We start from the raw sequence: 23,205 nt of genomic DNA on the forward strand, positions 1-23,205 counted from the left end.
TTTTATATATGATTTTTATAAAAATGGTCTATTGGATTGCATCCAGATCCTATCATGGCAGGATGAGCAATAGCGCCTGTAATATACTTTTTTGCATTAATACACGCATTTTTTACACTCTCTCCATTTGCTAAATTTGAAGCAATAGCACTTGAGAGAGAACATCCTGTACCATGAGTATGGTTTGAGTTTATTCTAGGTGTTTTTAATAGTTCAAAATCTTTACCATCATAGAAAATATCTAAAGAAGTGCCGTTTACATTTCCAGCTTTTAGATATACATTTTTTGCACCAAATTTAGTTAAATTTACACATGCGTCTTTAAAATCAATCTCATTATTTAATTTTTTGCCTAAAATTTGCTGTGCTTCATATAAATTAGGAGTTATAACATAAGATAATGGGAAAAGTTCACTTACAAGAGTTTTTTGAGAGTTTTCTTCTAGCCAAATATCACCATTTTTACAACTCATCACAGGGTCAAGTACAACTGGCGGCAAATTTGGTATACTTTTTAATGTGTTTGCAACTGTTTTTATAATATCCACACTTGGAACTACGCCTATTTTTATTGCATCAACTTTGATGTCATCAAAAATTCTTCTTATACCATCTTCTATCATAGAAGTATCAATTAGCTGCATACCAAAAAGACCTTGAGTGTTTTGAGATGTTGTAGCAGTTACAACACCCATCGCAAAAACGTCATGAACTATAAAAACCTTTAAATCAGCTATAATACCAGCTCCACCACTTGGATCAACGCCAGCAATACTTAGAACATTTTTCATAATAAACAAGCCTTTAAATTTTGTATTAAAATTTAATTTTATCTAATTAAACTTATAATAAATTTTAAAAAACTAATAGATAAAAAAGAAAAAGGATGAAATTTTGTATAAGATTTGTATTTTTACAACTAAATTGCAAAAAGGGCAAAGCTGCCCTTTTTTACTAATCTCTAGGTCTAGCTTCGTTTACTCTAAGTTTTCTACCACCAATGTCGGTATCATTTAAAGCCTCGATCGCTTTTGAGCCTTCGCTTGCGCTTTCCATTTCTACAAAACCAAATCCCTTAGAACGATTTGTTTCTCTATCTTTTACTATTTTTGCACGACTTACTGATCCATAAGTCTCAAAAGTAGACCTTAACTCCGCTTCTGTCATACGATATGACAAATTACCAACATAAATATTCACTGAACACATTCCTTGCTTTATTTTCCAAATTCAATTTGGATACAAACATTATATCAAAATTATATACATTTCTAGTAAAGTTTTATAAAATATTTAACAAATTTTAAATTTTGTTACAAAAAGTTAAAATTTATACAAAAAGCAAGCCTTCTTTTATCTCATTGTATGTTTTTTCACCCTTTAATTCTCTTAAAATTTCAAGAGCAAATTCCATAGCAGTTGCTGGGCCACGAGATGTCATAATATTGTGATCTCTAACTACATTTTGATTCGGCATATATCCATTTTTATCAACTTTTTTCTCAAATCCAGGATAACAAGTATATGAGTTTTTAATCAAATCAGCCTTAGCTAACACAAATGGTGAAGCACATATAGCGCCAATGCGTTTATTATTTGCGTCAAAAGAGTGTAGTATATCTATAAGTTTTTTACTATTTGCAAGATTATCAGCTCCTGGTAAACCACCTGGCAAAATAATCATATCAAATTCATCTACATTCAAATCATCTAGCACAATGTCTGTATATACAACTATATTATGAGCACCCTCAACCTTTCTTCTATCTAGACCAACACTCAAACATTCAATATCACCTCTTCTTAAAATATCTATGATACTAATTGCTTCTATTTCTTCAAAACCTGTTGCCAATATAACTGCTACTTTCATAAAAAATCCTTACTGTTAATTTTCTATCCATTATACACAGTTATAATAAATTTAATTTTATCTATTATAATTTCTTGTATTTAAAATAAAAGGTTAAAGAATGGATGTAAAAATTACATATTGCAACTCTTGATCTTATAGACCACAAGCTTCCAGGGTGGAAAAAGAGATAAAAAATGTCTATAATGATGCAAATATAGATCTTATAGTGGGTAGTGGCGGTAACTTCATAGTTGAAGTTGATGGAAAAGTTATATTCTCAAAAAGAGATATAGGTAGATTTCCTAACAATGGTGAGATTTTAGAGCTCATCAAAGTAGCTTAAATTTAAAAATAAGATTTGTATCTGTTTTTAAATTTAACAGATACAAATTTATAAGAACTTATTTATTTGCTCTTTCTATATATTCGCCCCTAACTGTATCAACGCGTATAACTTCACCTTCTAATACATGAAAAGGAATTTGTACAACAGCGCCTGTTTCAAGCGTAGCTGGCTTTTTATTGCTTCCTTGTGTATCTCCACGAAAATTTGGTGCAGTTTCTACTATCTTTAATTCTACAACTTGCGGAACTTCTAGACCGATTGCTTTGCCATTATGAAAAAGTACATCAACCATCATACCATCTAACATCCATTTTTTGTTTTCGCCAACTTCTTCATCACTAATAGCAACTTGCTCATAAGTAGTGGTATCCATAAATTGGCAAAACTCACCATCATCATAAAGATATTGCATTTGCTTATCTTCTAAATTTGGAGCTTCGCATTTGTCCCCTGCATGAAAAGTCTTTTCTAAAACCCTACCATCAATATATGATTTTATTTTTACCCTAACAAAAGCTGCTCCTTTACCAGGTTTTACATGTTGATACTCTACAATTTTATATGGAACACCCTCTAACTCTATTTTTAGACCTTTTTTTAAATCTCCCATAGAATACGCCATTTACTTTCTCCTAATTAAAATGAGTATAAATTATATCCAAAAAACAAAAGGAAAGAGCAACCTCTTTCCAAATTTGTTACTCTTTATCTTCTGGATATATAAGTCTTAATTTTTTATCTTGATGAAAACCAGTTCCAACAGGAATCATGCGACCGATGATAACATTTTCTTTTAGATCTTCTAGATAATCAAATTTTCCAGCAATGCTAGCTTCTGTTAAAACCTTAGTAGTTTCTTGGAACGAGGCAGCCGAAATAACACTATCACTTCCAATAGCCGCTCTTGTAACACCAAGAAGAACTGGCTCGGCTAGCGCAGGCTCTCCATTCATTTTCATGATTCTAGCATTTTCTTCACGGAATTTTCTCTTACTGACTAAATCGCCTACAATGAAGTTTGTATCACCGCTATCAACAATTTTAACTTGTCTTAGCATTTGAGAAACTATAATTTCTATATGTTTATCAGCTATCGCAACACCTTGTGAACGATAAACTTGTTGAATCTCACTAATCAAATAATAATGAAGTGCTTTTTCGCCTAATATTTTAAGCACATCATGGCTGCTTATAACACCATCTGTAATTTTTTCTCCAGCATGAACAAACTCACCATCTCTAACTTGAATTTTTCTATCTTTATCTACAAGGTATTGATGCGTTCTACCATCTGTTCCTTCTATGGTAATCTTTTCTTTTGATCTTAAAGGTTTATCAAATCTTATTATGCCATCAATATCAGCAATAATTGCTGCATTTTTAGGTCTTCTTGCTTCAAAAAGCTCACTAACCCTAGGTAGACCTCCAGTAATATCTTGAGATTTTGCTATAGCTTTAGGTGTTTTAGCTAGGATATCAGCTTGTTTTATACTTGCGCCCTCATCAACAAAAATAGCAGTTTTTGGCTCAAGCGGATATTTAAGCATTCTTCCATCAGCTGTTGTAACAATTATAGTAGGTTTTATACCGCTTGGCAAATACTCGTTTATAACAAGACGAGTTTGACCTGTTGTCTCATCATATTGTGCTGTTACACTTCTATCTGGTTCAATTTGATCAAAAGATACCTTACCGTCAGCTTCTGATATAACTGGATTTGAATATGGATCCCATTGAGCTATAACAGTTTTTTCTTCTTTTTTAGGTCTAGCTATAATGCTTTTTATATCAACATTAGAACTATCATCAAATTCTATTATAGACTCTCTTGGTATATAGTGCCTTGTTGCCTCTCTATCGTCTTCATCTGCAACAACAACAAAAAGACCTTTTTCTGTTACTATATGCCCTTTTTTAATATCTTTCTTTCTTTCTAGGTAATCGCCATTTAAAAGATAAAATTTAAGCATACCACTAGCTCCAGATGTTATCTTTTGTGTTACAGGCTCGCCATTTCGTACCATAAGTTCACTTGCATAAGGAATACGATTAGGTATATTATAACCTTCTTTTATAACCTCAACAATACTTTCGTTTTCTTTTACTTTATCGCCAGCTTTATATGATATATAAAATTTACCTTCAACTTTTCCACTAACACCAGCAAGTTCATTTGGCTTAGCAATGTCTTGTTTTCTAAGAGTATATTTCGCTTCATCTTTAGCACCTTTTACAATGATACTTACATCATCATGTGCCATATCTATATCTATAATACCATCAAACTCAGCTTTTATCTTAGGCTCAACCAAAAGCACAGCAGCATTTCTTCTATTTGCAACAATTTGCTTTTTGTTATTTTCATAAGTTTGTACATTATAATATCTTATGAAACCTTCTTTAGTAGCTTCAATCTTACGAGCTTGTTGCCCAGCTGAAGCAGTACCACCAATGTGAAATGTTCTTAGAGTAAGCTGTGTTCCAGGCTCACCAATTGATTGAGCTGATATAATACCAACAGCTTCTCCTGATTTTACAAGCTTGCCCTCAGCAAGATTTACACCATAACATTTAGCACATACGCCTTTTTTTGCTTTGCAAGTTACAGGAGTTCTAATGCTTACAGATTTTATACCAGCATCAGCTATCTCTCTTGCTTTTGTTTCATCTATAAGGGTACCTTCGCTAAATAAAATTTCATTTGTGATAGGATCGATAACATCCCCACTTACTACTCTTCCTACAATTCTCTCTTCTAAGCTCTCTATAAGTTCACCATTTTCAGTGATCTCAGTTATTTCTACGCCTTCATGGGTTCCACAATCATGCATTGTAACTTTAACATTTTGTCCTACATCTATAAGTTTTCTTGTAAGATAACCAGCATTTGCAGTTTTTAACGCGGTATCAGCAAGACCTTTTCTAGCACCGTGAGTAGAGATGAAATACTCTAAAACATTTAACCCTTCACGGAAATTTGAAATGATAGGAGTTTCAATAATAGAGCCGTCTGGCTTTGTCATAAGGCCACGCATACCAGCAAGCTGCCTAATTTGAGCTGTACTACCTCTAGCCCCACTATCTGCCATCATGTAGATAGAATTAAATCCACTTTTGTTTTCTTTTATAAGCTTCATCATTTCGCTTGCAACTTTATTGCTAGCTTCAGTCCATATATCAACTATCTTATTATATCTCTCTGAATCAGTTAATAAACCTGCGCCGTATTGATTTTGTATCTCTTTTACTTGGTTTTTAGCATCTTGAACATATTTTCCTTTATTTTCAGGAACAATGATATCATCAACAGATATAGAAATACCTGCCTTTGTTGCATATCTAAAACCAAGATTTTTAAGCGAATCAAGAAAACTTGCACTTATTTCAAAGCCACCATTTTTATAAACATAATCAACCAAGCTTGCGATATCTTTTTTCTTCATGATTTTATTCCACATCTCTTCTGGAACAAAATCTGGAATGATTGATTTTATAATAAGCCTTCCAGCTGTTGTAAATACAGTTTTGCCATCTATTATAGTTTTTAGTTTTGCATGATGATCAAGATAACCATATTCAACAGCAAGTCTCACTTCATCAACGTTACCAAAAATCTTATTTTCTCCAAACGCACCGTCTTTTATAAGCGAAAGATAGTAAATTCCTAAAACCATATCTTGAGAAGGAACTGCGACAGCCTTACCGCTTGCAGGAAGCAAGATATTCATTGAACTTAACATCATAATCTTGCACTCTGCTATTGCTTCTTGAGAAAGTGGCACGTGAATAGCCATTTGGTCACCATCAAAGTCTGCGTTGAATGCAGAACAAACTAATGGATGAAGTTTTATAGCCTTACCATCAACTAGTACTGGGTGAAATGCTTGGATAGAAAGCTTATGAAGTGTTGGGGCACGGTTTAACATAACTGGATGATCTTTAACAACCTCTTCTAAACATTCCCATACTTCATTATTTTTATCATCTATCATCTTTTTAGCTTGTTTTACAGTTGTAGCATAGCCTTTTTCTTGTAGTCTTGCTATAAGATGTGGTTTAAATAACTCTAAAGCCATAGTTTTAGGAAGACCACATTGATCCATTCTTAGATGTGGGCCTACAACTATAACACTACGACCAGAAAAGTCAACTCTTTTTCCAAGTAGGTTTTGTCTGAAGCGACCTTGTTTACCTTTAATAATTTCACTTAATGATTTTAGCGGTCGTTTATTTGCACCTTTTACAGCATTTGCACGTCTTCCATTATCAAAAAGAGCATCAACTGCTTCTTGTAGCATTCTTTTTTCATTTCTAACAATAATTTCAGGCGCATCAAGCTCCATTAATCTTTTTAAACGACTATTTCTGTTTATAACTCTTCTATAGAGGTCATTTACATCCGAAACAGCAAATTTACCCCCATCTAAACCAACTAGTGGTCTAAGATCAGGTGGAAGAACTGGTAAGTTTGTTATCATCATCCACTCTGGGCGATTTCCACTTTCTAAAAATGACTCTATAACTTTAAGTCTTTTTACTAAAGTTTTCTTTTTAGCTTCAGAGTTTGTAGCCTCATATTCTTCTTTTAGATTGTTGTGAATTTGGACTAAATCTAGCTCACTTAAAAGATCTCTAATAACTTCTCCACCCATTCTAGCTTTAAAGCCACTATCAGCATATCTATCTACCAAAGATTGATATTGCTCTTCATTTAAGATGTGGCAATACTCTACTTTTTTAGAATTTTCGTTATCATAGTAAGCTTCACCAGGGTTTTCTACAATGTAAGCCTCGTAATAAAGAACGCGCTCTAAATCTTTCATCTTTATACCAAGCAAAGTTCCTATTCTGCTTGGTAAAGAATTTACATACCAAATATGAGCAACTGGAGTTACAAGCTCTATATGACCCATTCTTGAGCGTCTAACTTTAGATGTAGTAACTTCAACACCACATTTTTCACATTTAATGCCTTTATAGCGCATTTTTTTATATTTTCCACAAAGGCACTCATAGTCTCTTATAGGGCCAAAAATTTTAGCACAAAAAAGACCGTCTCTTTCTGGTTTTAATGTTCGGTAGTTAATAGTTTCTGGTTTTTTAACCTCGCCATGACTCCAAGATCTTATTTTCTCAGGGCTTGCAAGCATAAGTTGAAATGCTTTAAAATCCCTTGGCTTTTCTTCTTCTTTAATCTCTATAGGTTTTAACTCACTCATCTTCATCTACCTCATCAAAAATTTCAACATCAAGCGCTAATGACTTAAGTTCATTTGTTAAAACAAAAAATGTTTCAGGTATACCTGTAACTAGCACATTTTCGCCTCTTGTTATAGCCTTATATGCTTCCAATCTTCCATCAACATCATCTGATTTTATTGTAAGCATCTCTCTTAGAGTATAAGCAGCACCATACGCCTCTAATGCCCAAACTTCCATCTCTCCAAATCTTTGTCCACCAAATAGTGCTTTACCACCAACTGGTTGTTGTGTTACAAGAGAATATGGACCAGTGCTTCTTGCGTGAACTTTTTCATCAACAAGATGGTGAAGCTTAAGATAATACATGCATCCAACATGAACTCTTTCATTTATCTTACTTCCAGTTCTTCCATCATAAAGCACAGTTTTACCATCAGGATCGATGCCTGCCATTTCAAAAAGTTTAGCAAAGTCATCAACATTTACACCCTCAAAAATGTGGGTAGCAAATTTAACGCCCTTTGACCAATCTCTTGCATATTTAAGTAAGTCTTCATCACTCATATCTTTTAAAGCTTTTTTAGCATCAACAAGTTTTGAAAGAGAAGCGATTTCTATCATTTTCTTTCTTAAATCTTTTATCCATTCGCTTGTTTTTTCTTCAAAAATTTGTTCTATTTGCTCGCCAAGTTTCCAACCAACTAAGCCTAAATGACACTCTAAAATTTGACCTATATTCATACGACTTGGAACGCCCAATGGATTTAGAACTATGTCAACAGGTCTCCCGTTTGGAAGATAAGGCATATCAACCTCTGGAACAATATTTGAAACAATACCTTTGTTTCCGTGACGACCTGCCATTTTATCGCCAACTTTTAGTTTTCTTTTTGTAGCGATATAAACTTTTACAAGCTTAACAACACCACTTGGCAAAATATCATCTTTTTCTAAAATTTCAAGCTTTTCATCATGTTCTTCTTTAAATTTCTTTTTCTCGTTTTGGAAATAATTTTTTAGATCATCATATTGTTTTTGTATATTTTTGGCAAAACTTTTAACAAAAGAATTTAAAGTAAATCTGTTCATTGACTCAAGTGCATCAACTGGTACAAGAGAGCCCTTTTTATACTCTACATCTCCAATTGTCTGATCTTGATTTAAAGGAGTTTTAGAAAGAAGACTTGTAACTTTTAACATCTCTTCTCTGTCTAACATCAAAAGTCTGTCATGATGTTCTTTTTCTAAAACAGATTTCTCGTCTTCATAAGCTTTTACTGTTCTACTGTCTTTTTCATAACCTTTTTTAGTAAAGATTTTAACATCTACAACAACACCTTCCATGGAAGCGCCAGCATAAAGTGATTTGTTTACAACATGTCCAGCTTTTTCGCCAAATATCGCTCTTAAAAGTCTCTCTTCTGGAGTTGGTTTAACTTCGCCCTTAGGACTAACTTTACCAACTAAAATCATACCAGGAGTAACCTGTGTTCCTATTTTTACGATACCGCTTTCATCAAGATGCATAAGATCTTCTTCTTTTACATTTGGGATATCTTTAGTTATCTCTTCTACGCCATCTTTTAACTCTCTTGCTTCAATCTCTTTTTCATAGATGTGAACGCTTGTAAAGGCATCTTTCCTAATCATTCCTTCACTCATAACAACAGCATCTTCGTAATTATATCCGTTCCAAGGCATGAAAGCTATAAGAGCATTTTTACCAAGAGCAAGTTCGCCATTTTCCATACTTGGACCATCTGCTATGATTTGATTTGCTTTAACAAATTCACCTTTTTTAACTATTGGATGTTCTCCAAAAGTTGTGTTTTGGTTTGTTCTAAGATTTTTTTCTAGCGAATAATGATCTATATATGGGCCATCTTTATCTTCACCTAAAATAAATATATTTTTACTATCTACTTTTTCAACTATACCTGCACGTTTAGCTTTTATTGATTCCCAAGAATCTCTAGCTATAATAGCTTCCATACCAGTTCCAACAATAGGAGCTGTAGTTTTTAGCAAAGGAACAGCTTGACGCTGCATGTTTGATCCCATTAGGGCACGGTTAGCATCATCATGTTCTAGGAAAGGTATAAGAGAAGCCGCAACACCAGCTATCATGCCAGAACAAAGATCAATTAAACTAACATCTTCTCTCTTAGCAAGAATTGTCTCTCCATCTTTTCTAACCTCAAGAATTTCATCTATAATATTGCCTTTTTCATCAAGAGTTGCCGATGCTGGAGCTATAACAAGACCTTCTTCTTGAGTTGCTGTAAGATAAACAACCTCATTTGTAACTTTTCCATCTACAACTTTTCTATATGGTGCTTCTACAAAACCAAGATCATTAACTTTTGCATAAGTTGAAAGTGTATTAATAAGACCAATATTTTGACCTTCTGGAGTTTCAATAGGGCAAATTCTACCATAGTGAGTTGGATGAACGTCACGAACTTCAAATCCAGCTCTTTCTTTAACTAAACCACCTTCTCCAAGAGCAGAAAGTCTTCTTTTATGGGTAACTTCACTAAGTGGATTTGTTTGATCCATAAATTGACTAAGTTGTCCACTTGTAAAAAACTCAAGCAAAGTAGTACTTATAGTTTTTGGATTTATCAAATCATATGGCATAATCTCTTCTATGTTGCCACTTATTGCTGTAAATTTGTCTCTGATAGCTTTTTGCATTTTAACAAAACCTAGATGTATCTCGTTTGCTAAAAGCTCGCCAATAGATCTAATACGTCTATTTCCTAAGTGATCTCTATCGTCTATATATCCTTGACCATTTTTAACTTTTATAAGGTATTTTGCAGTTTTTATAATATCTTCACTTGTTAAAACAGTTACATATTCTGGTGCATCAAGGCCAAGTTTGTGATTCATTTTCATACGACCAACTTTTGTTAAGTCATATCTTTCAGGATTAAAGAAAAGATCATGCATAAAAGCCTTAGCAGCCTCTTTTACAACCGGCTCACCTGGTCTCATAACTTTATATATTCTTATGGCAGAGAGATCATTTTCATCTTCTATGCCTTCAGTTTGTTTTAAAAGTTTAAGAGTTTCACCATCCTGGATAAATGAGTTTATTATAGAATTATCGACCCCAGTTGCTCTATCATTTGCTATTTGAATGCTTTTTTGAGTCTCTAAAATTTTTGTTAATTTATTTTCATCAAGTTGAGAAAGTATATCATATACAACTTCTCCACTATCTCTATCAATAATAGGAGATGAAAGATATCTATCTATAAGAATTTCGGCTGGATATTCTACTATTTTTAAACCATCTTCAAGCATCTTTTCTGCTTTTTTCTTTGTAAGACGTTTTCCTGCACTATGAACAACATTACCTTTTTCATCTTTTATATCGTATTCAACCCTATTTAAATAATCGTTTGGATCAAAGTCTGTTAGAAATTTATTATTTTTGATATATATAGTTTTTATAGGATAGAAAAGTTTTATAATATCATGTTTTGTATATCCAAGAGCTCTAAAAAGTATAGTAATTGGAACTTTTCTTCTTTTATTTATTCTAACATACAAAACATCTTTTGCATCGTATTCAAAATATAGCCAACTACCTCTATCTGGTATAATTTGTGCTGTATAAATAAGTTTATTTACTACAGTTGGGCTTTCTTCTTCTTTAAAAATAACGCCTGGACTTCTATGAAGCTGATTTACAACCACCCTTTCAACACCATTTATTATAAATGAAATTCTATCTGTCATAAGCGGAATATCATGGATATAAATATCTTGTTCTTTTATATCCTTTATACCTATTTTTTCACCGGTTTTTTCATCTTTTTCATGTAATATAAGTCTAATTTTCATTTTAAGGTTTACACAATATGTAAGACCTCTTTCAATACACTCTTTAACTGTATATTTTGGTTTACCTAATTCACTGCCGACATATTCTAAAGTAAGTCTATTTTGTGGATCATGTATAGGAAATATTGATTTAAAAACTTTTTCAAGACCACTGCCTGCTGTGTTAGTATTTAAGTCTAAAAAATAACTGAAACTTGTTTGTTGTAATTTTAATAAATTTGGAACATCTATCTCGTTAACTATATCAGAATAATTAACTCTAAGACGATTTCCAGAGCGTAAGCTGTTTAACATGCGACTACCTCTTGGTATTTATTTGAAAGAAAAGTATTTAGCCAAAAATTTGGCATCAAATTTGGAAGGGATATATTTCCCTTCCCCGAATTATTTAAGCTCAACCTTAGCGCCAGCTTCTTCAAGCTGTTTTTTTGCTTCTTCAGCATCAGCTTTACTGATACCTTCTTTGATTGTTGATGGAGTATTTTCAGTTGCATCTTTAGCTTCTTTAAGTCCAAGACCAGTAAGAGCTCTAACAACCTTAATAACATTAATTTTTTTATCACCAGCATCTGTTAAGATAACATCAAATTCTGTTTTCTCTTCAGCTGCACCACCAGCTGCACCACCAGCTGCACCACCAGCCATAACAACTGGAGCCGCACTAACACCAAATTTTTCTTCGAATTCTTTTACAAGTTCTGAAAGTTCAAGAACTGAAAGACCTGAAATAAACTCTAATACATCTTCTTTAGTAACTGCCATTTTATTCTCCTAATTTTTATGCACTTTCTTGTGCTTTTTTCTCTTTAAGCGCATTTAGCCCTATAACAAAATTTTGTAAAGGCGCATTCCACACTTGTAAAAGCATAGCAATAAGCTCGTCGCGACTTGGCATTTTTGATAAAGCCACAACTTTCTCAACGCTAGCAACTTCATTTTCAATATAAGCTGTTTTAATCTTGAAAATATTGCTTGTTTCTTCAAATTTAGCTACAACTTTTGTAACTGCTAGCTGATCTTTTCCCCAAACAAAAATGTTTGTATCTCTAAAATCAAGAGCCTCTATGCCAGCTTTTTTAAGAGCAACTTTTGCAAGTGTATTTTTGATAACTTGAACGCTAACATCTTTTTCTTTAGCACTTGCACGTAAAAGTTCAAGTTGTTTAACACCTAAACCTTTGAAGTCACATACAACAATAGCCTCAGATGATGAAAATTCTTCTTGTAATTCTGAAACTAGTTTTGCTTTTTCGCTTCTTATCATTTTATCTCCTTTCCGACCGGCGATTTCAAGCAGAGAGGGATAAAAATCCCAATTAAGCCTACGCCTCGACTATCTCCAATCTAAGATATCAACAATTTTATCGTTAAATTATTTTAAATCCATAACTTCTTGAGTATCAAGTACAACCGAAGGACTCATTGTAAGTGACAAAGAAGCATTTTTCACATATCTACCTTTTGCAGATGCTGGTTTATGCCTATTTATAGCTTTAATAAAAGTTGAAATATTATCATTTAGTTGTTCTACACTAAAGCTTACTTTACCAACGCCAGCATGAATATTTCCTTGTTTATCAACACGGAAATTTACCTGACCACTTTTTGCATTATTTACAGCTTGAGCTACATCCATAGTAACTGTACCTGTTTTTGGGTTTGGCATTAAACCTTTTGGACCAAGTATTCTACCTACTTTACCTACTAGTCCCATTAAATTTGGTGTTGCTATTAAAACATCAAAATTCATAATACCTTTTTGGATATCTTCTATAAGTTCATCGCTTCCTACAATATCCGCACCAGCCTTAGTTGCCTCATCAGCTTTTGCATCTTTTGCAATAACAGCTACGCGAACTTTTTTACCAGTACCTGCTGGAAGAACAACTGATCCTCTAACCATTTGATCAGCATGTCTTGGATCAACATTTAGTTTTAAAGCTATTTCAACAGTTTCATCAAATTTAGCAGATGATAAACCTTTAATAGTTTGAATACCTTCACTTAAACTATATGTCTTATTAGAATCAACTTTTTTTAATAATTCATTAAATCTTTTAGTAACTTTTGCCATTGTATTTTTCTCCGCATTTATAAAAGTGCTTCCGCCTTATTTTAAACCTTGGCGGTAAAAAGGTTTAGTCAACTACTTGAACACCCATTGAACGAGCTGAACCTGCAATTATTCTAGCAGCTTGCTCTTTATCTTTTGTGTTTAAGTCAGCAATTTTTTTATCAACGATATCTAAAATTTGTGCTTTAGTAATTTTTGCCACTTTATTTTTAAGTGGATTATCTGAACCCTTAGATATCCCTGCAGCTTTTTTAATAAGATCTGTAGCAGGTGGTTGTTTTGTTATGAAAGTAAAACTTTTATCAGCATAAACAGTTATAACAACTGGTATATTAAATCCAGCCATATCTTTTGTTCTTTCATTAAAAGCTTTACAAAACTCCATAATATTTACACCTTGTTGTCCAAGAGCTGGACCAACTGGCGGGCTTGGATTAGCCTTTGTAGCAGCTATTTGTAATTTAATTTCGCCTACAACTTTCTTAGCCATAAACTTCTTCTCCTTATATTATCTTCTCAACTTGTGAATATAAAATTTCAACTGGTGTACTTCTACCAAATATAGAAACATTAAGTTTTAATTTACCATGAACCATATCATACTCTTCAACAATACCTATAAAGTTTGCAAATGGGCCTTCTTTTATGCGAACATTCTCACCTTCATCAAATGAAATTTTTGGTTTAGGCGCCGCTCTTTTATTAGTTTTTTCTAAGATAGTAGCAATATCTTTATCACCTAATGGCGTTGGCTTCATAGCCTCACCAATAAATCTTCCAACTTTTGGAAGAGACTGTATCGCATGCCATAAAGCAGTATCAAGATCTAAACATGCAAAACAATATCCAGGATAAAGAGTTTTTTCTTGTATTTTTTCTTTACCATTTTTAAATTCCAAAACATCTTCTGTTGGAACCAAAATATCTTTTAATTTATCTTCTATACCTCTAACTTGTACTAAATTTTCAATAGCTCTCTTAACAGCCATCTCACTTCCAGCATAAGTTTGTATTGCATACCATTTATGTCCCATTATAAATCCCTAATTCTATACTAATTTGGAAATAGTAAAAGACATAATCAGATCAACTAAAGCTAAAAATAGAGATACAACTGTAACTACTGCTAGAACAGTGATAAATGCATTTCTAATCTGTTCTTTTGTAGGAAATATAACTTTTCCTAACTCTATTTTTGACATCTTAAAATAACTTATTAACTTTTCCATCTCTAACCTTATTAAATGGCAGGGCAGGAGGGATTCGAACCCCCAACCATCGGATTTGGAATCCGGCGCTCTACCGTTGGAGCTACTGCCCTAAATAGCTTTCGCCCACTATTTTAATTTTATTTCTTTATGAATAGTATGTTTTTTTAATCTTGGACAATATTTTTTTAATTCTAACTTTTCTGTAGTTGTTTTTGTGTTTTTATATGTTGAGTAGTTTATATCACCACACTCTGAACATTTTAAACCTACTTTAATTCTACTAGAATTTGCCATATCAATATTCCTTAAATCTAAAATGACAGGGTTTACCCCTGTCTATAAAATTTATTCTATTATTTTTGAAACAACGCCTGAACCGATTGTGTGTCCACCTTCGCGAATCGCAAATCTAGTCCCTTGCTCAAGAGCAATTGGGTTGATTAGTTCTACCGTAAGTTTTACGTTGTCACCAGGCATAACCATCTCTGTTCCTTCTGGAAGAGATATAGAACCTGTAACATCAGTTGTTCTTACATAAAATTGTGGTCTATAGTTACTAAAGAATGGAGTATGTCTACCACCCTCATCTTTTGTAAGGATATAAACCTCACCTTCAAATTTTTTATGAGGAGTGATTGTTTTTGGTTTACATAAAACCATACCTCTTTCAACATCTTCTTTTTTAGTACCTCTCAATAAGATACCAACGTTATCACCAGCTTGACCTTGATCTAGCTCTTTTCTAAACATTTCAACACCAGTAACTGTTGTTGTTTGAGTAGGTCTAATACCAACAATTTCTATAGTCTCACCAACTTTAACTACACCTTTTTCAATTCTACCAGTTACAACTGTACCACGACCAGAAATTGAGAAAATATCTTCTATTGGCATAAGAAAATCTTTATCTGTATCTCTTGTTGGAGTTGGAATGTAGCTATCAACAGCATCCATAAGTTTCATAATTTTAGCTGACCATTCACCATCATTTCCAGCTTTTGCTTCATCTAAAGCTTTAAGAGCTGAGCCAATAACGATTGGAGTATCATCTCCTGGAAAATCATATTCATTTAATAAATCTCTAACTTCAACTTCAACTAGCTCAATAAGTTCAGCATCATCAACCATATCTTCTTTATTTAAGAAAACAACGATATATGGAACACCAACTTGTCTTGATAGTAAAATGTGCTCTCTAGTTTGTGGCATTGGACCATCAGCAGCTGAACAAACAAGTATAGCACCATCCATTTGAGCAGCACCAGTAATCATATTTTTAACATAGTCAGCGTGACCTGGGCAGTCAACGTGTGCATAGTGACGTTTTTCTGTCTCATACTCTATATGAGATGTAGCAATAGTAATACCACGCTCTTTTTCTTCTGGAGCATTATCGATATTATCATAGTCTTTAAGTTCAGCAAGACCTTTTCTTGATAGAACCGCAGATATAGCAGCTGTTAATGTAGTTTTACCATGATCAACGTGACCAATAGTACCAATGTTTACGTGTGGCTTGTTACGAGTAAATTTTTCTTTAGCCATTTCTTCCTCCGTCATATGATATGTTTATTTTAATATCAAGTTTGTGTATATAAGCAATACTTAGCGTGGAGCTCATAGCGGGACTTGAACCCGCGACCTCTTCCTTACCAAGGAAGTGCTCTACCTCTGAGCCATATGAGCACTTAAAGTGCCAAGGCAAAGCAGAGTTTCGCTTCAATCCACAAACAACTATAATGGAAACCACGGCTAGTAAACTGTTTTTTTATAATATCTACAGCTCCCAGTTTTAGGCATCCAAAAGTGGAGCGGGAAACGGGGCTCGAACCCGCGACCCTCAGCTTGGAAGGCTGATGCTCTAGCCAACTGAGCTACTCCCGCTTGTAGCAATGGTGGTGAGACGTGGATTCGAACCACGGAAGACATAGTCAGCAGATTTACAGTCTGCCCTCGTTGGCCTCTTGAGTATCTCACCTCAAAATATTGCTTTTTATTGTCTGGTCAAACACTGTTACACAAAATGGAGCTGGTGAACGGACTTGAACCGCCGACCTACTGCTTACAAGGCAGTAGCTCTACCAACTGAGCTACACCAGCATCCTTAAATCGTGAAAGTAGATTATATCTTAAAAAAAAATGTATGTCAATACTTTGTAGAAAAAATCTGCAAAAATTAGAAAATTTTTTATTTAAATGCTAAAAATACTGCAAAATTTGCCCATCTAAAAATACATTCTACTTTTTTAAAGCCTGCGCTTTTAAGCATTTCGCGATTTTCTTCTTCAGTATAAGGTATCAAAACGTTTTCTAAGGCTTCTCTTTTTTGCGCTATTTCGAATTTACTATAGCCCTGTTTTTCTTTGTAATTTTCATATATTTCTATGACATTTTTTGTAAATTTCTTATCTACAAAAACAAGTTTTTCAGAAAATAAAAATATCCCATCATCTTTTAATTTATCATAAAGTTTTTTTATAAAATCAGCTCTTTTTATTGGTCTAATGAATTGCAGGGTATAATTTAATATAAATGCATCACAATTTTCAAGTTCACACTCAAGTATATCACACTCTTTGAAATTGATCTTAACTCCATATGCCAAAGCTTTATTTTTAGCAATCTCTAACATTTTTGGAGCATTATCGCATCCATTTAGATTTAAATCTTTTCTAAGACCATAAAGTTTTAAAAGCATGGATGCAGTTGAACACCCAAGATCATATACTACGCCATTTTGCTTAAGAAGTTTTGATAAAAGCTCTACGCTCAAATTTTGAGATACTTCATAATATGGAACAGAGCGAGTTATCATATCATCAAAAACAGTTGCTACGCTACCATCAAACTCAAACTGTTTTGATATTGGATGTTTAAAAATTTCGTCTTTCATGTTTTACCTATATTAATTTAAATTTGCAAGTAATATTTTAGTTGTTTGTATATCTTTTGAAATTTGATTTTTTAACTCTTCATAAGAGTTAAATTTGAGATTTTCTCTTAAATATTTAACAAAAAATATCTCGGCTGTTTCTATTTTTTGTTTTATAAAATCATCTAATATATGAGTTTCTATAGCAAAATTTCCATCGCTAGTCAATCTATTTCCTATAAATGTTACAGAGTTATAAATTTTGTTTAATACTTTTGTTTTGGTTGCATAAACTCCATCTTTTGGTAAAAAATATCCAAAAGCATTTAAATTTAAAGTAGCGTAAAGTTCCTTTTTTCCAATACCTTGACCTTGCACAATGTTTCCTTCAATCGAGTATTGTCTTCCTAAAAAGTTATTTGCTTCAAAAATACAGCCATCTTTTAAAAGTTTTTTTATATCCGAACTATGTACGCCAACATTATTTAGCTTAAACTCATCAACTATAATAACTTCTCCATCAAAAAGTTTTTTTAAATCTAATCCGCTACAAACTCTATCTTTGGCAAATTTAAAATCATATCCAACAACTATCTTTTTTAAATTTACAAAATCTTTACAAAGCATTTTTACAAACTCATCTCCGCTCATATCTTTAATCAAATAAAAATCATAATAAAAACATGGGAAGTGAGAATATTGCTCTCTTTTTGAACCAGGAGTTAAATTAGTTTCATTTATCTCTATAACAACCAAAGCGCCATTTTTAGTAAGATTTTTTAAGAGTTCTTGGTGCCCTTTATGAATTCCATCAAAATTACCAATAGCAACCGAATCAATGTCAAATTTATTTAAATGCATAAAAATACTCTTTGTTTCCATTTTTACCAGTTATTTCACACTCTTTTGTTAAAATGAGTTTTAGCCCTAAATTTAAACAAAACGACTCAAAATTAGCCTTTGCGATAATTATAGCCTTTTCATCAGTAACTACGCCTTTTTTATTACGTTTTGTGTGCAAACCTACTTCAAACTGTGGTTTAAAAAGCACTATAATGATGCCATTTGAAAGATATTTAAGACTTTGCATGATATTTTTAAGCGATATAAAAGAGACATCACAAGTTATAATATCGAATTTATTCTCGCTTTTAAAATCTCTAATGTCTGTGTTTTCTCTAACAATAACTCTTTTATCATATCTTAAACTACCATCAAGTTGCATTGTGCCGATATCAAGAGCAGTTACACTTTTTACACCACTATACAACAAAACCTCTACAAAGCCACCGGTTGAACTTCCTACATCAAGCGCATTTAAATCTTGTAAATTTAAATTTAACTTGTCTAAAAAAGGTTTTAATTTTAATGCACCTCTTGAAACATGCACAGTTTCGCCAAGAGTTATGTCACCACTACTTATCTCAGCACTCACTTCATCCAAAATTCTTCCATCTAAAAAAACTTTGCCCTCTTTTATCAAATTTGAAGCCTTATTTCTACTTATATTTAGGCTACTTGAAACAAATTTATCAAATCTCACAAAGTTTCCTATATTCATCTTCATTTATAGTTTTTACTCCAAGTTCTAGGGCTTTATCATATTTGCTTCCAGCCTCAGCGCCATATAAAACAAAATCTGTTTTTTTTGAAACCGAACCAGTAACTTTTGCACCAAAGCCTTCAAGCTCAGCTTTAAACTCATCTCTGGGTCTACTTAGAGTTCCTGTTATAACAATGGTTTTACCACTAAATTCGTTATTTATTGTGTTTTGTTGTTTTATGCTTGGGTGTATAAATTTAAGCAAATTTTCTATCTTGTGTCTATTTACAGATATAAATTGGATATAACTTTTTGCCATTATTTCACCAAAACCTTCCAAGCTAAGCAAATCATCATAACTTAAGTTTAACCAGACATCTGGATACTTTAGAGCTATTTTTTTTGCAGCAACAATCCCGATGTGTTCTATCCCAAGTGAAGTTATAAACCGCTCAAGTTCTCTTGTTTTGCTATCTTCTATAGCATTTAAAAGGTTTGATATCTTTTTATCTTTAAAACCTTCTAAATCTCTAAAATCCTCATCTTTAAGTGTGTAAATATCCGAAATAGAGCTGATTTTTCCACTATTTACTAGAAGTTCTACGATAGCATCTCCAAGTCCATCTATATCCATGCAAGTTTTAGATGCAAAGTAGATAATAGAGCCTATAATTCTTGCTTTACAGTCTATATTTTGGCACTTTATAAATATCCCCTCATCAAGCAGCTTTGAAGAGCAAACCGGGCAAATCCTAGGTCTTATAATCTCGCTTTGAGTACCATCTCTTCTATCTTTGAATACATTTGTAATTTTTGGTATCACATCACCACTTCGTATAACATTTACAAAATCATTTTTCATAAGACCCAAACGAGCAATCTCATCAAAGTTATGAAGCGTTGCGGATTTTATATTTGCACCATCAATATTTACAGTTTCAAGTACCCCAACAGGCGTCACAACACCACTTCTTCCAACCTGAAGTGCCACATCTAAAAGTTTTGTAACTTTTTCAATGGCTGGAAATTTATAAGCAACCATAAATTTAGGAAATTTAACAGTAAATCCAAGCTCTTCACACTTTTCTAAATCATCAACCCTTATAACCATACCATCCATCATCACGGGTTTTTCATTTCTTTTTGAAATTAAAAAGTTATAAGAATCTGTTATATCATCAGCATTTTTACACACCTTAAAAAACTCATCTTGAACAAAACCTAAGGAGCGAATAAAAGCCATAACTTCACTATGTTTTTTAAACTCCAAAGAGTTATCTCCCACATCCCAAGGCAAAAATAGAAGCTTCCTGCTTGCGGTTACAGCACTATCAAGCTGTCTTAAACTGCCTGCGGCTGCGTTTCTTGGGTTTGAAAGCAGAGGCTGTGCATTTTTTGCTCTTTCATCATTTATAAGATCAAAATCCCTCTTTTTTATGACAACTTCACCGCGTATTTCTATACTATCTTTATAATCAATCTTTAGAGGAATAGAATTTATGGCTTTTGCATTTTGGGTTACATTTTCACCAACTACACCATCACCTCTTGTAGTAGCTTTAACCAAAATGCCATCTTCATAAAGCAAATTTAAACTAGCACCATCAAATTTAGGCTCAACATAAAACTTAAGCCCATTTTTAGCGCCTCTATTTATCCAAGATATTAGTTCATCTTGATTAAATATATCTTCCATTGACCACATCTGGGCAATGTGTGCTGATTTTTCAAACTTCTCGCTTATCATTGCGCCCACTCTCCTAGTGGGAGAATACGCTAAAATTTCATCTTTATGCTCGTTTTCATACGCAAGCACTTCATGATAAAGCTTATCATACTCTTCATCGGTTGCTAAAGGATTATCTAGTGTATAATAAGCTTTAGCCCATAAATTTAGCTTTTCAACTGCATTTTTATACTGATTTTGATCCATTTCATTTACCATGTAGATATTTTATTCATAGCTTCATGCATCTTAAAAAGTTGCACATGTTCAGCAACATCGTGTGTTCTTATGATAGTTGCACCATTTTCAAATGCTTTTAGGTGTAGATATAAGCTTCCAGGAAGCCTATCTTTAATCTCGCTTTTTGTGTAATGATTTATAACACTTTTTCTACTTGCACCCACAAAAAGCGGATATCCAAAGTGTAAAAAGTGTTCTAAATGTTTGATTAAAATCATATTGTCATGCGCACTTTTTCCAAAGCCAATTCCAACATCCAAAACAAGATTTTTAGCACCGTAATTTAAACACTCCCCTATCTTTCTTTCAAAAAATTCATCCATTTCGCCCATTAAATCATCATATTTAGGATTTTCTTGCATATTTTTAGGATTTCCTTGCATATGCATTAGGCAATACTGTGCATCATACTTCGTAGCAAGTTTACATAAACTTGTATCGCCTGTGATATCATTTATCATTGAAAAGCCGTGATCTAGGCAAAACTCTAGACAATAAGGATCAAAACTATCTAAGCTAAATTTAGCTTTTTTGTGTAAATTTAGTCTATAAATCTCTTTTATAGTTTTTTCTATCCTCAAAAACTCTTCTTTGGAGCCACAATACTCACTTCCAGGTCTTGAACTAACCCCTCCTAGATCAATATAAGTAGCGCCTTCATTTATAAATTTTTCTATTCTAGCAATAGCCGTTTGCTCATTTACCCTACTAGCTTCGTTAAAACTATCTTTGTTTATATTTACAACACCCATGATATCAGGTTTAGTTGGTTTTATAAATTTATTTTTCAAAAACGATGATAGTTTTTTAAGCTCAAAATCTTGTATAAGCTCTTTTTTTATCAATTTTTCTATCTGTTTATCATTTCCTATAAGCAAGGCACTGCTAAGTCCACTTCCAAGTATAGTTTGATGATTACAAACAAGCTCAGCACCTATACTAAGCGCATCTTGTTTTAGTATATTTGCAGCAGGAGCTTTAATATCTTTAATAAAAAAAAAGTTCAAATTTGCTTTCTTTTTCATTAACTCAAGGCCTATTTTATAAGGCTCTATAGTTTTACAAATTTCTTCAAAGCTTGTGTCGTTGTTTATCTTATAAATTTTCACATATATCCTTTATTTTTGATATATCGTAAGTAAAAGCGGTGTTAAAACTGTGTGCGGTTTCGCATTTAGCGTAATTAAAGTAGAAAGTTTGCAAAAATATTCAAGCTCACTACTTGAAAATTTAATCCCACAAACAAAAGCTTCATAAATAATATCATCTATAAGCTTCAAAAGCTCGTTTTTATTGAGCTTATCCGATCTTTCAAGAGCCGATTTTTCATCTATAAATTCTGTTATTTCTTTTAGTTCAAGTTTTTTTAAATTTAGTCCAGTTTTACTTCTTTGGACTGCTTTAAGCCTATTTTGTATAACAAGACGAGATCTCACTGTTGGCAAAAGAACGCTTTTAGATGTAACAACTATTGAAAAAAAGATATTTCTAGGTGGCTCTTCTAAAACTTTTAAAAGAGCATTTTGTGCTTCAACTCTATAATTTTTTGCCATTATAACGATAAGTTTTTCTTTAACCTCTGCTATATAGCACTCTTTTATAATATCTTTTGCATCTTCAACTAAAAGTTCATCGAGTTCAAAAAGCCTTATATAGTTATTGTCATAGCTTGAGAGAATTTCATTTTTTACACTATCAAAATCGCTGCTGACAATAATCTTATTTTGCATCTAAAAACTTACCTTAGCAGTAACTGCAGCCTCTACACTTTTATCAAAAAGATTATATAATGATAAAAACTTACTATCTACATTTTCATCTTTTGAGTTTAGAGAAAATCCATTTTGAGACTGCTCATCTAGCAACCACATATAGCTATCATCTCTACCTTTAGCAACTTGTGCTCTTTTGTTTACACTATTACCAATATAAAAATATATAAATCCATTTGGAAAAGTTAATTCCAGCAAATCATCAAGCAATGCAATATCATCTTTAGAACTAATCTCATCTAAATTTGGATATATCGCCTTTAAAGAAAAAAAAGGTAGCAAAGGTCTAGGAGATGAATTTGTTTGTCTTTTGTTGATATTTGCTAAAAAATACTCTAAAAACCATTCTCTTTGCTCATCGCAAATCATCAAAAAAACTCGTCCATCTAATAAAAATTTGAGTCTAGAAGCAAGAAGTGGGGACCACTCCTCTCTTCTTTCTTCCATCCAGCTCATAGAACCATCAGCTCTTATGGCTTGCAGTGTCCATTTAAAAAAGTCCATCATAT

Annotated in this window: 22 protein-coding genes and 5 tRNA genes; 1 reads left to right on the plus strand and 26 read right to left on the minus strand. The window is 32.8% G+C overall.

Annotated features, from left to right (window positions below; all coding sequences use genetic code 11):
• Window positions 1-2: 2 nt before the first annotated feature.
• The 3 genes from thiD to ACZ5VL_RS01000 form a co-directional block, all read right to left on the minus strand.
• Window positions 3-791 (minus strand): bifunctional hydroxymethylpyrimidine kinase/phosphomethylpyrimidine kinase, encoded by a 789-nt coding sequence (gene thiD, locus ACZ5VL_RS00990; RefSeq protein WP_464199117.1) that lies wholly within the window; start codon window positions 789-791, stop codon window positions 3-5.
• Window positions 792-954: 163 nt separating this feature from the next.
• Window positions 955-1,200 (minus strand): RNA recognition motif domain-containing protein, encoded by a 246-nt coding sequence (locus ACZ5VL_RS00995; protein WP_464199119.1) that lies wholly within the window; start codon window positions 1,198-1,200, stop codon window positions 955-957.
• Between the two features lie 130 nt (window positions 1,201-1,330).
• Window positions 1,331-1,873 (minus strand): DJ-1 family glyoxalase III, encoded by a 543-nt coding sequence (locus ACZ5VL_RS01000; protein WP_464199121.1) that lies wholly within the window; start codon window positions 1,871-1,873, stop codon window positions 1,331-1,333.
• Window positions 1,874-1,973: 100 nt separating this feature from the next.
• Here ACZ5VL_RS01000 and ACZ5VL_RS01005 point away from each other — a divergent pair, with 100 nt between their 5' ends.
• Window positions 1,974-2,198: a SelT/SelW/SelH family (seleno)protein gene (locus ACZ5VL_RS01005; RefSeq protein WP_464199123.1), complete on the plus strand. Its 225-nt coding sequence runs from the start codon at window positions 1,974-1,976 to the stop codon at window positions 2,196-2,198.
• A 58-nt stretch (window positions 2,199-2,256) separates the two neighbouring features.
• On the opposite strand, the gene efp is transcribed toward ACZ5VL_RS01005, so the two are convergent.
• The 23 genes from efp to ACZ5VL_RS01120 all read right to left on the minus strand — a co-directional run bounded on the left by efp (window position 2,257) and on the right by ACZ5VL_RS01120 (window position 23,203).
• On the minus strand, window positions 2,257-2,823 hold the full coding sequence (gene efp, locus ACZ5VL_RS01010) for an elongation factor P (RefSeq protein ID WP_464199125.1): 567 nt from the start codon (window positions 2,821-2,823) through the stop codon (window positions 2,257-2,259).
• 76 nt (window positions 2,824-2,899) lie between these two features.
• Window positions 2,900-7,420: a DNA-directed RNA polymerase subunit beta' gene (gene rpoC / locus ACZ5VL_RS01015; RefSeq protein ID WP_464199127.1), complete on the minus strand. Its 4,521-nt coding sequence runs from the start codon at window positions 7,418-7,420 to the stop codon at window positions 2,900-2,902.
• The gene (gene rpoB, locus ACZ5VL_RS01020; protein WP_464199129.1) at window positions 7,413-11,552 is read right to left on the minus strand and encodes a DNA-directed RNA polymerase subunit beta; all 4,140 of its coding nucleotides are present in this window, start codon (window positions 11,550-11,552) and stop codon (window positions 7,413-7,415) included. The genes rpoC and rpoB overlap by 8 nt, the downstream gene beginning before the upstream one ends.
• Window positions 11,553-11,642: 90 nt before the next feature.
• Complete coding sequence (rplL, locus tag ACZ5VL_RS01025) at window positions 11,643-12,020, minus strand: 50S ribosomal protein L7/L12 (RefSeq protein WP_464199131.1); 378 nt, start codon at window positions 12,018-12,020, stop codon at window positions 11,643-11,645.
• A gap of 16 nt (window positions 12,021-12,036) precedes the next feature.
• Complete coding sequence (gene rplJ / locus ACZ5VL_RS01030) at window positions 12,037-12,522, minus strand: 50S ribosomal protein L10 (RefSeq protein WP_464199133.1); 486 nt, start codon at window positions 12,520-12,522, stop codon at window positions 12,037-12,039.
• A 108-nt stretch (window positions 12,523-12,630) separates the two neighbouring features.
• Window positions 12,631-13,332, minus strand: a complete 702-nt coding sequence (rplA, locus tag ACZ5VL_RS01035) for a 50S ribosomal protein L1 (protein ID WP_464199135.1) — start codon at window positions 13,330-13,332, stop codon at window positions 12,631-12,633.
• Window positions 13,333-13,396: 64 nt separating this feature from the next.
• A complete protein-coding gene (gene rplK, locus ACZ5VL_RS01040; RefSeq protein WP_464199137.1) occupies window positions 13,397-13,822 on the minus strand; it encodes a 50S ribosomal protein L11 in 426 nt (141 codons plus the stop codon).
• A 13-nt stretch (window positions 13,823-13,835) separates the two neighbouring features.
• The gene (gene nusG / locus ACZ5VL_RS01045; RefSeq protein ID WP_464200218.1) at window positions 13,836-14,369 is read right to left on the minus strand and encodes a transcription termination/antitermination protein NusG; all 534 of its coding nucleotides are present in this window, start codon (window positions 14,367-14,369) and stop codon (window positions 13,836-13,838) included.
• A gap of 12 nt (window positions 14,370-14,381) precedes the next feature.
• Window positions 14,382-14,561: a preprotein translocase subunit SecE gene (gene secE, locus ACZ5VL_RS01050; protein ID WP_464199139.1), complete on the minus strand. Its 180-nt coding sequence runs from the start codon at window positions 14,559-14,561 to the stop codon at window positions 14,382-14,384.
• Between the two features lie 16 nt (window positions 14,562-14,577).
• A tRNA-Trp gene (locus ACZ5VL_RS01055) sits at window positions 14,578-14,653 on the minus strand.
• A gap of 16 nt (window positions 14,654-14,669) precedes the next feature.
• Complete coding sequence (rpmG, locus tag ACZ5VL_RS01060) at window positions 14,670-14,837, minus strand: 50S ribosomal protein L33 (protein ID WP_464199141.1); 168 nt, start codon at window positions 14,835-14,837, stop codon at window positions 14,670-14,672.
• A 51-nt stretch (window positions 14,838-14,888) separates the two neighbouring features.
• The gene (gene tuf / locus ACZ5VL_RS01065) at window positions 14,889-16,088 is read right to left on the minus strand and encodes an elongation factor Tu (RefSeq protein WP_464199143.1); all 1,200 of its coding nucleotides are present in this window, start codon (window positions 16,086-16,088) and stop codon (window positions 14,889-14,891) included.
• 66 nt (window positions 16,089-16,154) lie between these two features.
• Window positions 16,155-16,229: transfer RNA gene (locus ACZ5VL_RS01070), tRNA-Thr, on the minus strand.
• 121 nt (window positions 16,230-16,350) lie between these two features.
• Window positions 16,351-16,427, minus strand: a tRNA-Gly gene (locus tag ACZ5VL_RS01075).
• A gap of 9 nt (window positions 16,428-16,436) precedes the next feature.
• A tRNA-Tyr gene (locus ACZ5VL_RS01080) sits at window positions 16,437-16,521 on the minus strand.
• Between the two features lie 46 nt (window positions 16,522-16,567).
• A tRNA-Thr gene (locus ACZ5VL_RS01085) sits at window positions 16,568-16,643 on the minus strand.
• Window positions 16,644-16,731: 88 nt separating this feature from the next.
• Window positions 16,732-17,436, minus strand: a complete 705-nt coding sequence (cmoA, locus tag ACZ5VL_RS01090; RefSeq protein ID WP_464199145.1) for a carboxy-S-adenosyl-L-methionine synthase CmoA — start codon at window positions 17,434-17,436, stop codon at window positions 16,732-16,734.
• A gap of 12 nt (window positions 17,437-17,448) precedes the next feature.
• Window positions 17,449-18,297, minus strand: coding sequence for a bifunctional riboflavin kinase/FAD synthetase (locus tag ACZ5VL_RS01095; protein WP_464199147.1), 849 nt, complete (start codon window positions 18,295-18,297; stop codon window positions 17,449-17,451).
• Complete coding sequence (tlyA, locus tag ACZ5VL_RS01100; RefSeq protein ID WP_464199149.1) at window positions 18,263-18,958, minus strand: 23S rRNA (cytidine-2'-O)-methyltransferase TlyA; 696 nt, start codon at window positions 18,956-18,958, stop codon at window positions 18,263-18,265. The genes ACZ5VL_RS01095 and tlyA overlap by 35 nt, the downstream gene beginning before the upstream one ends.
• A complete protein-coding gene (ligA, locus tag ACZ5VL_RS01105; RefSeq protein ID WP_464200220.1) occupies window positions 18,948-20,891 on the minus strand; it encodes an NAD-dependent DNA ligase LigA in 1,944 nt (647 codons plus the stop codon). Before ligA ends, tlyA begins: the two co-directional genes overlap by 11 nt.
• Before the next feature lie 5 nt (window positions 20,892-20,896).
• The gene (folP, locus tag ACZ5VL_RS01110; protein ID WP_464199151.1) at window positions 20,897-22,033 is read right to left on the minus strand and encodes a dihydropteroate synthase; all 1,137 of its coding nucleotides are present in this window, start codon (window positions 22,031-22,033) and stop codon (window positions 20,897-20,899) included.
• A gap of 9 nt (window positions 22,034-22,042) precedes the next feature.
• Window positions 22,043-22,654, minus strand: a complete 612-nt coding sequence (locus ACZ5VL_RS01115; protein ID WP_464199153.1) for a DNA polymerase III subunit delta' — start codon at window positions 22,652-22,654, stop codon at window positions 22,043-22,045.
• Window positions 22,655-23,203 carry a HobA family DNA replication regulator gene (locus tag ACZ5VL_RS01120; protein ID WP_464199155.1) on the minus strand — a complete coding sequence of 183 codons (549 nt, stop codon included), beginning with the start codon at window positions 23,201-23,203 and terminating at the stop codon, window positions 22,655-22,657.
• Window positions 23,204-23,205: the final 2 nt, after the last annotated feature.

This window comes from Campylobacter sp. GTC17093 (assembly GCF_055397635.1).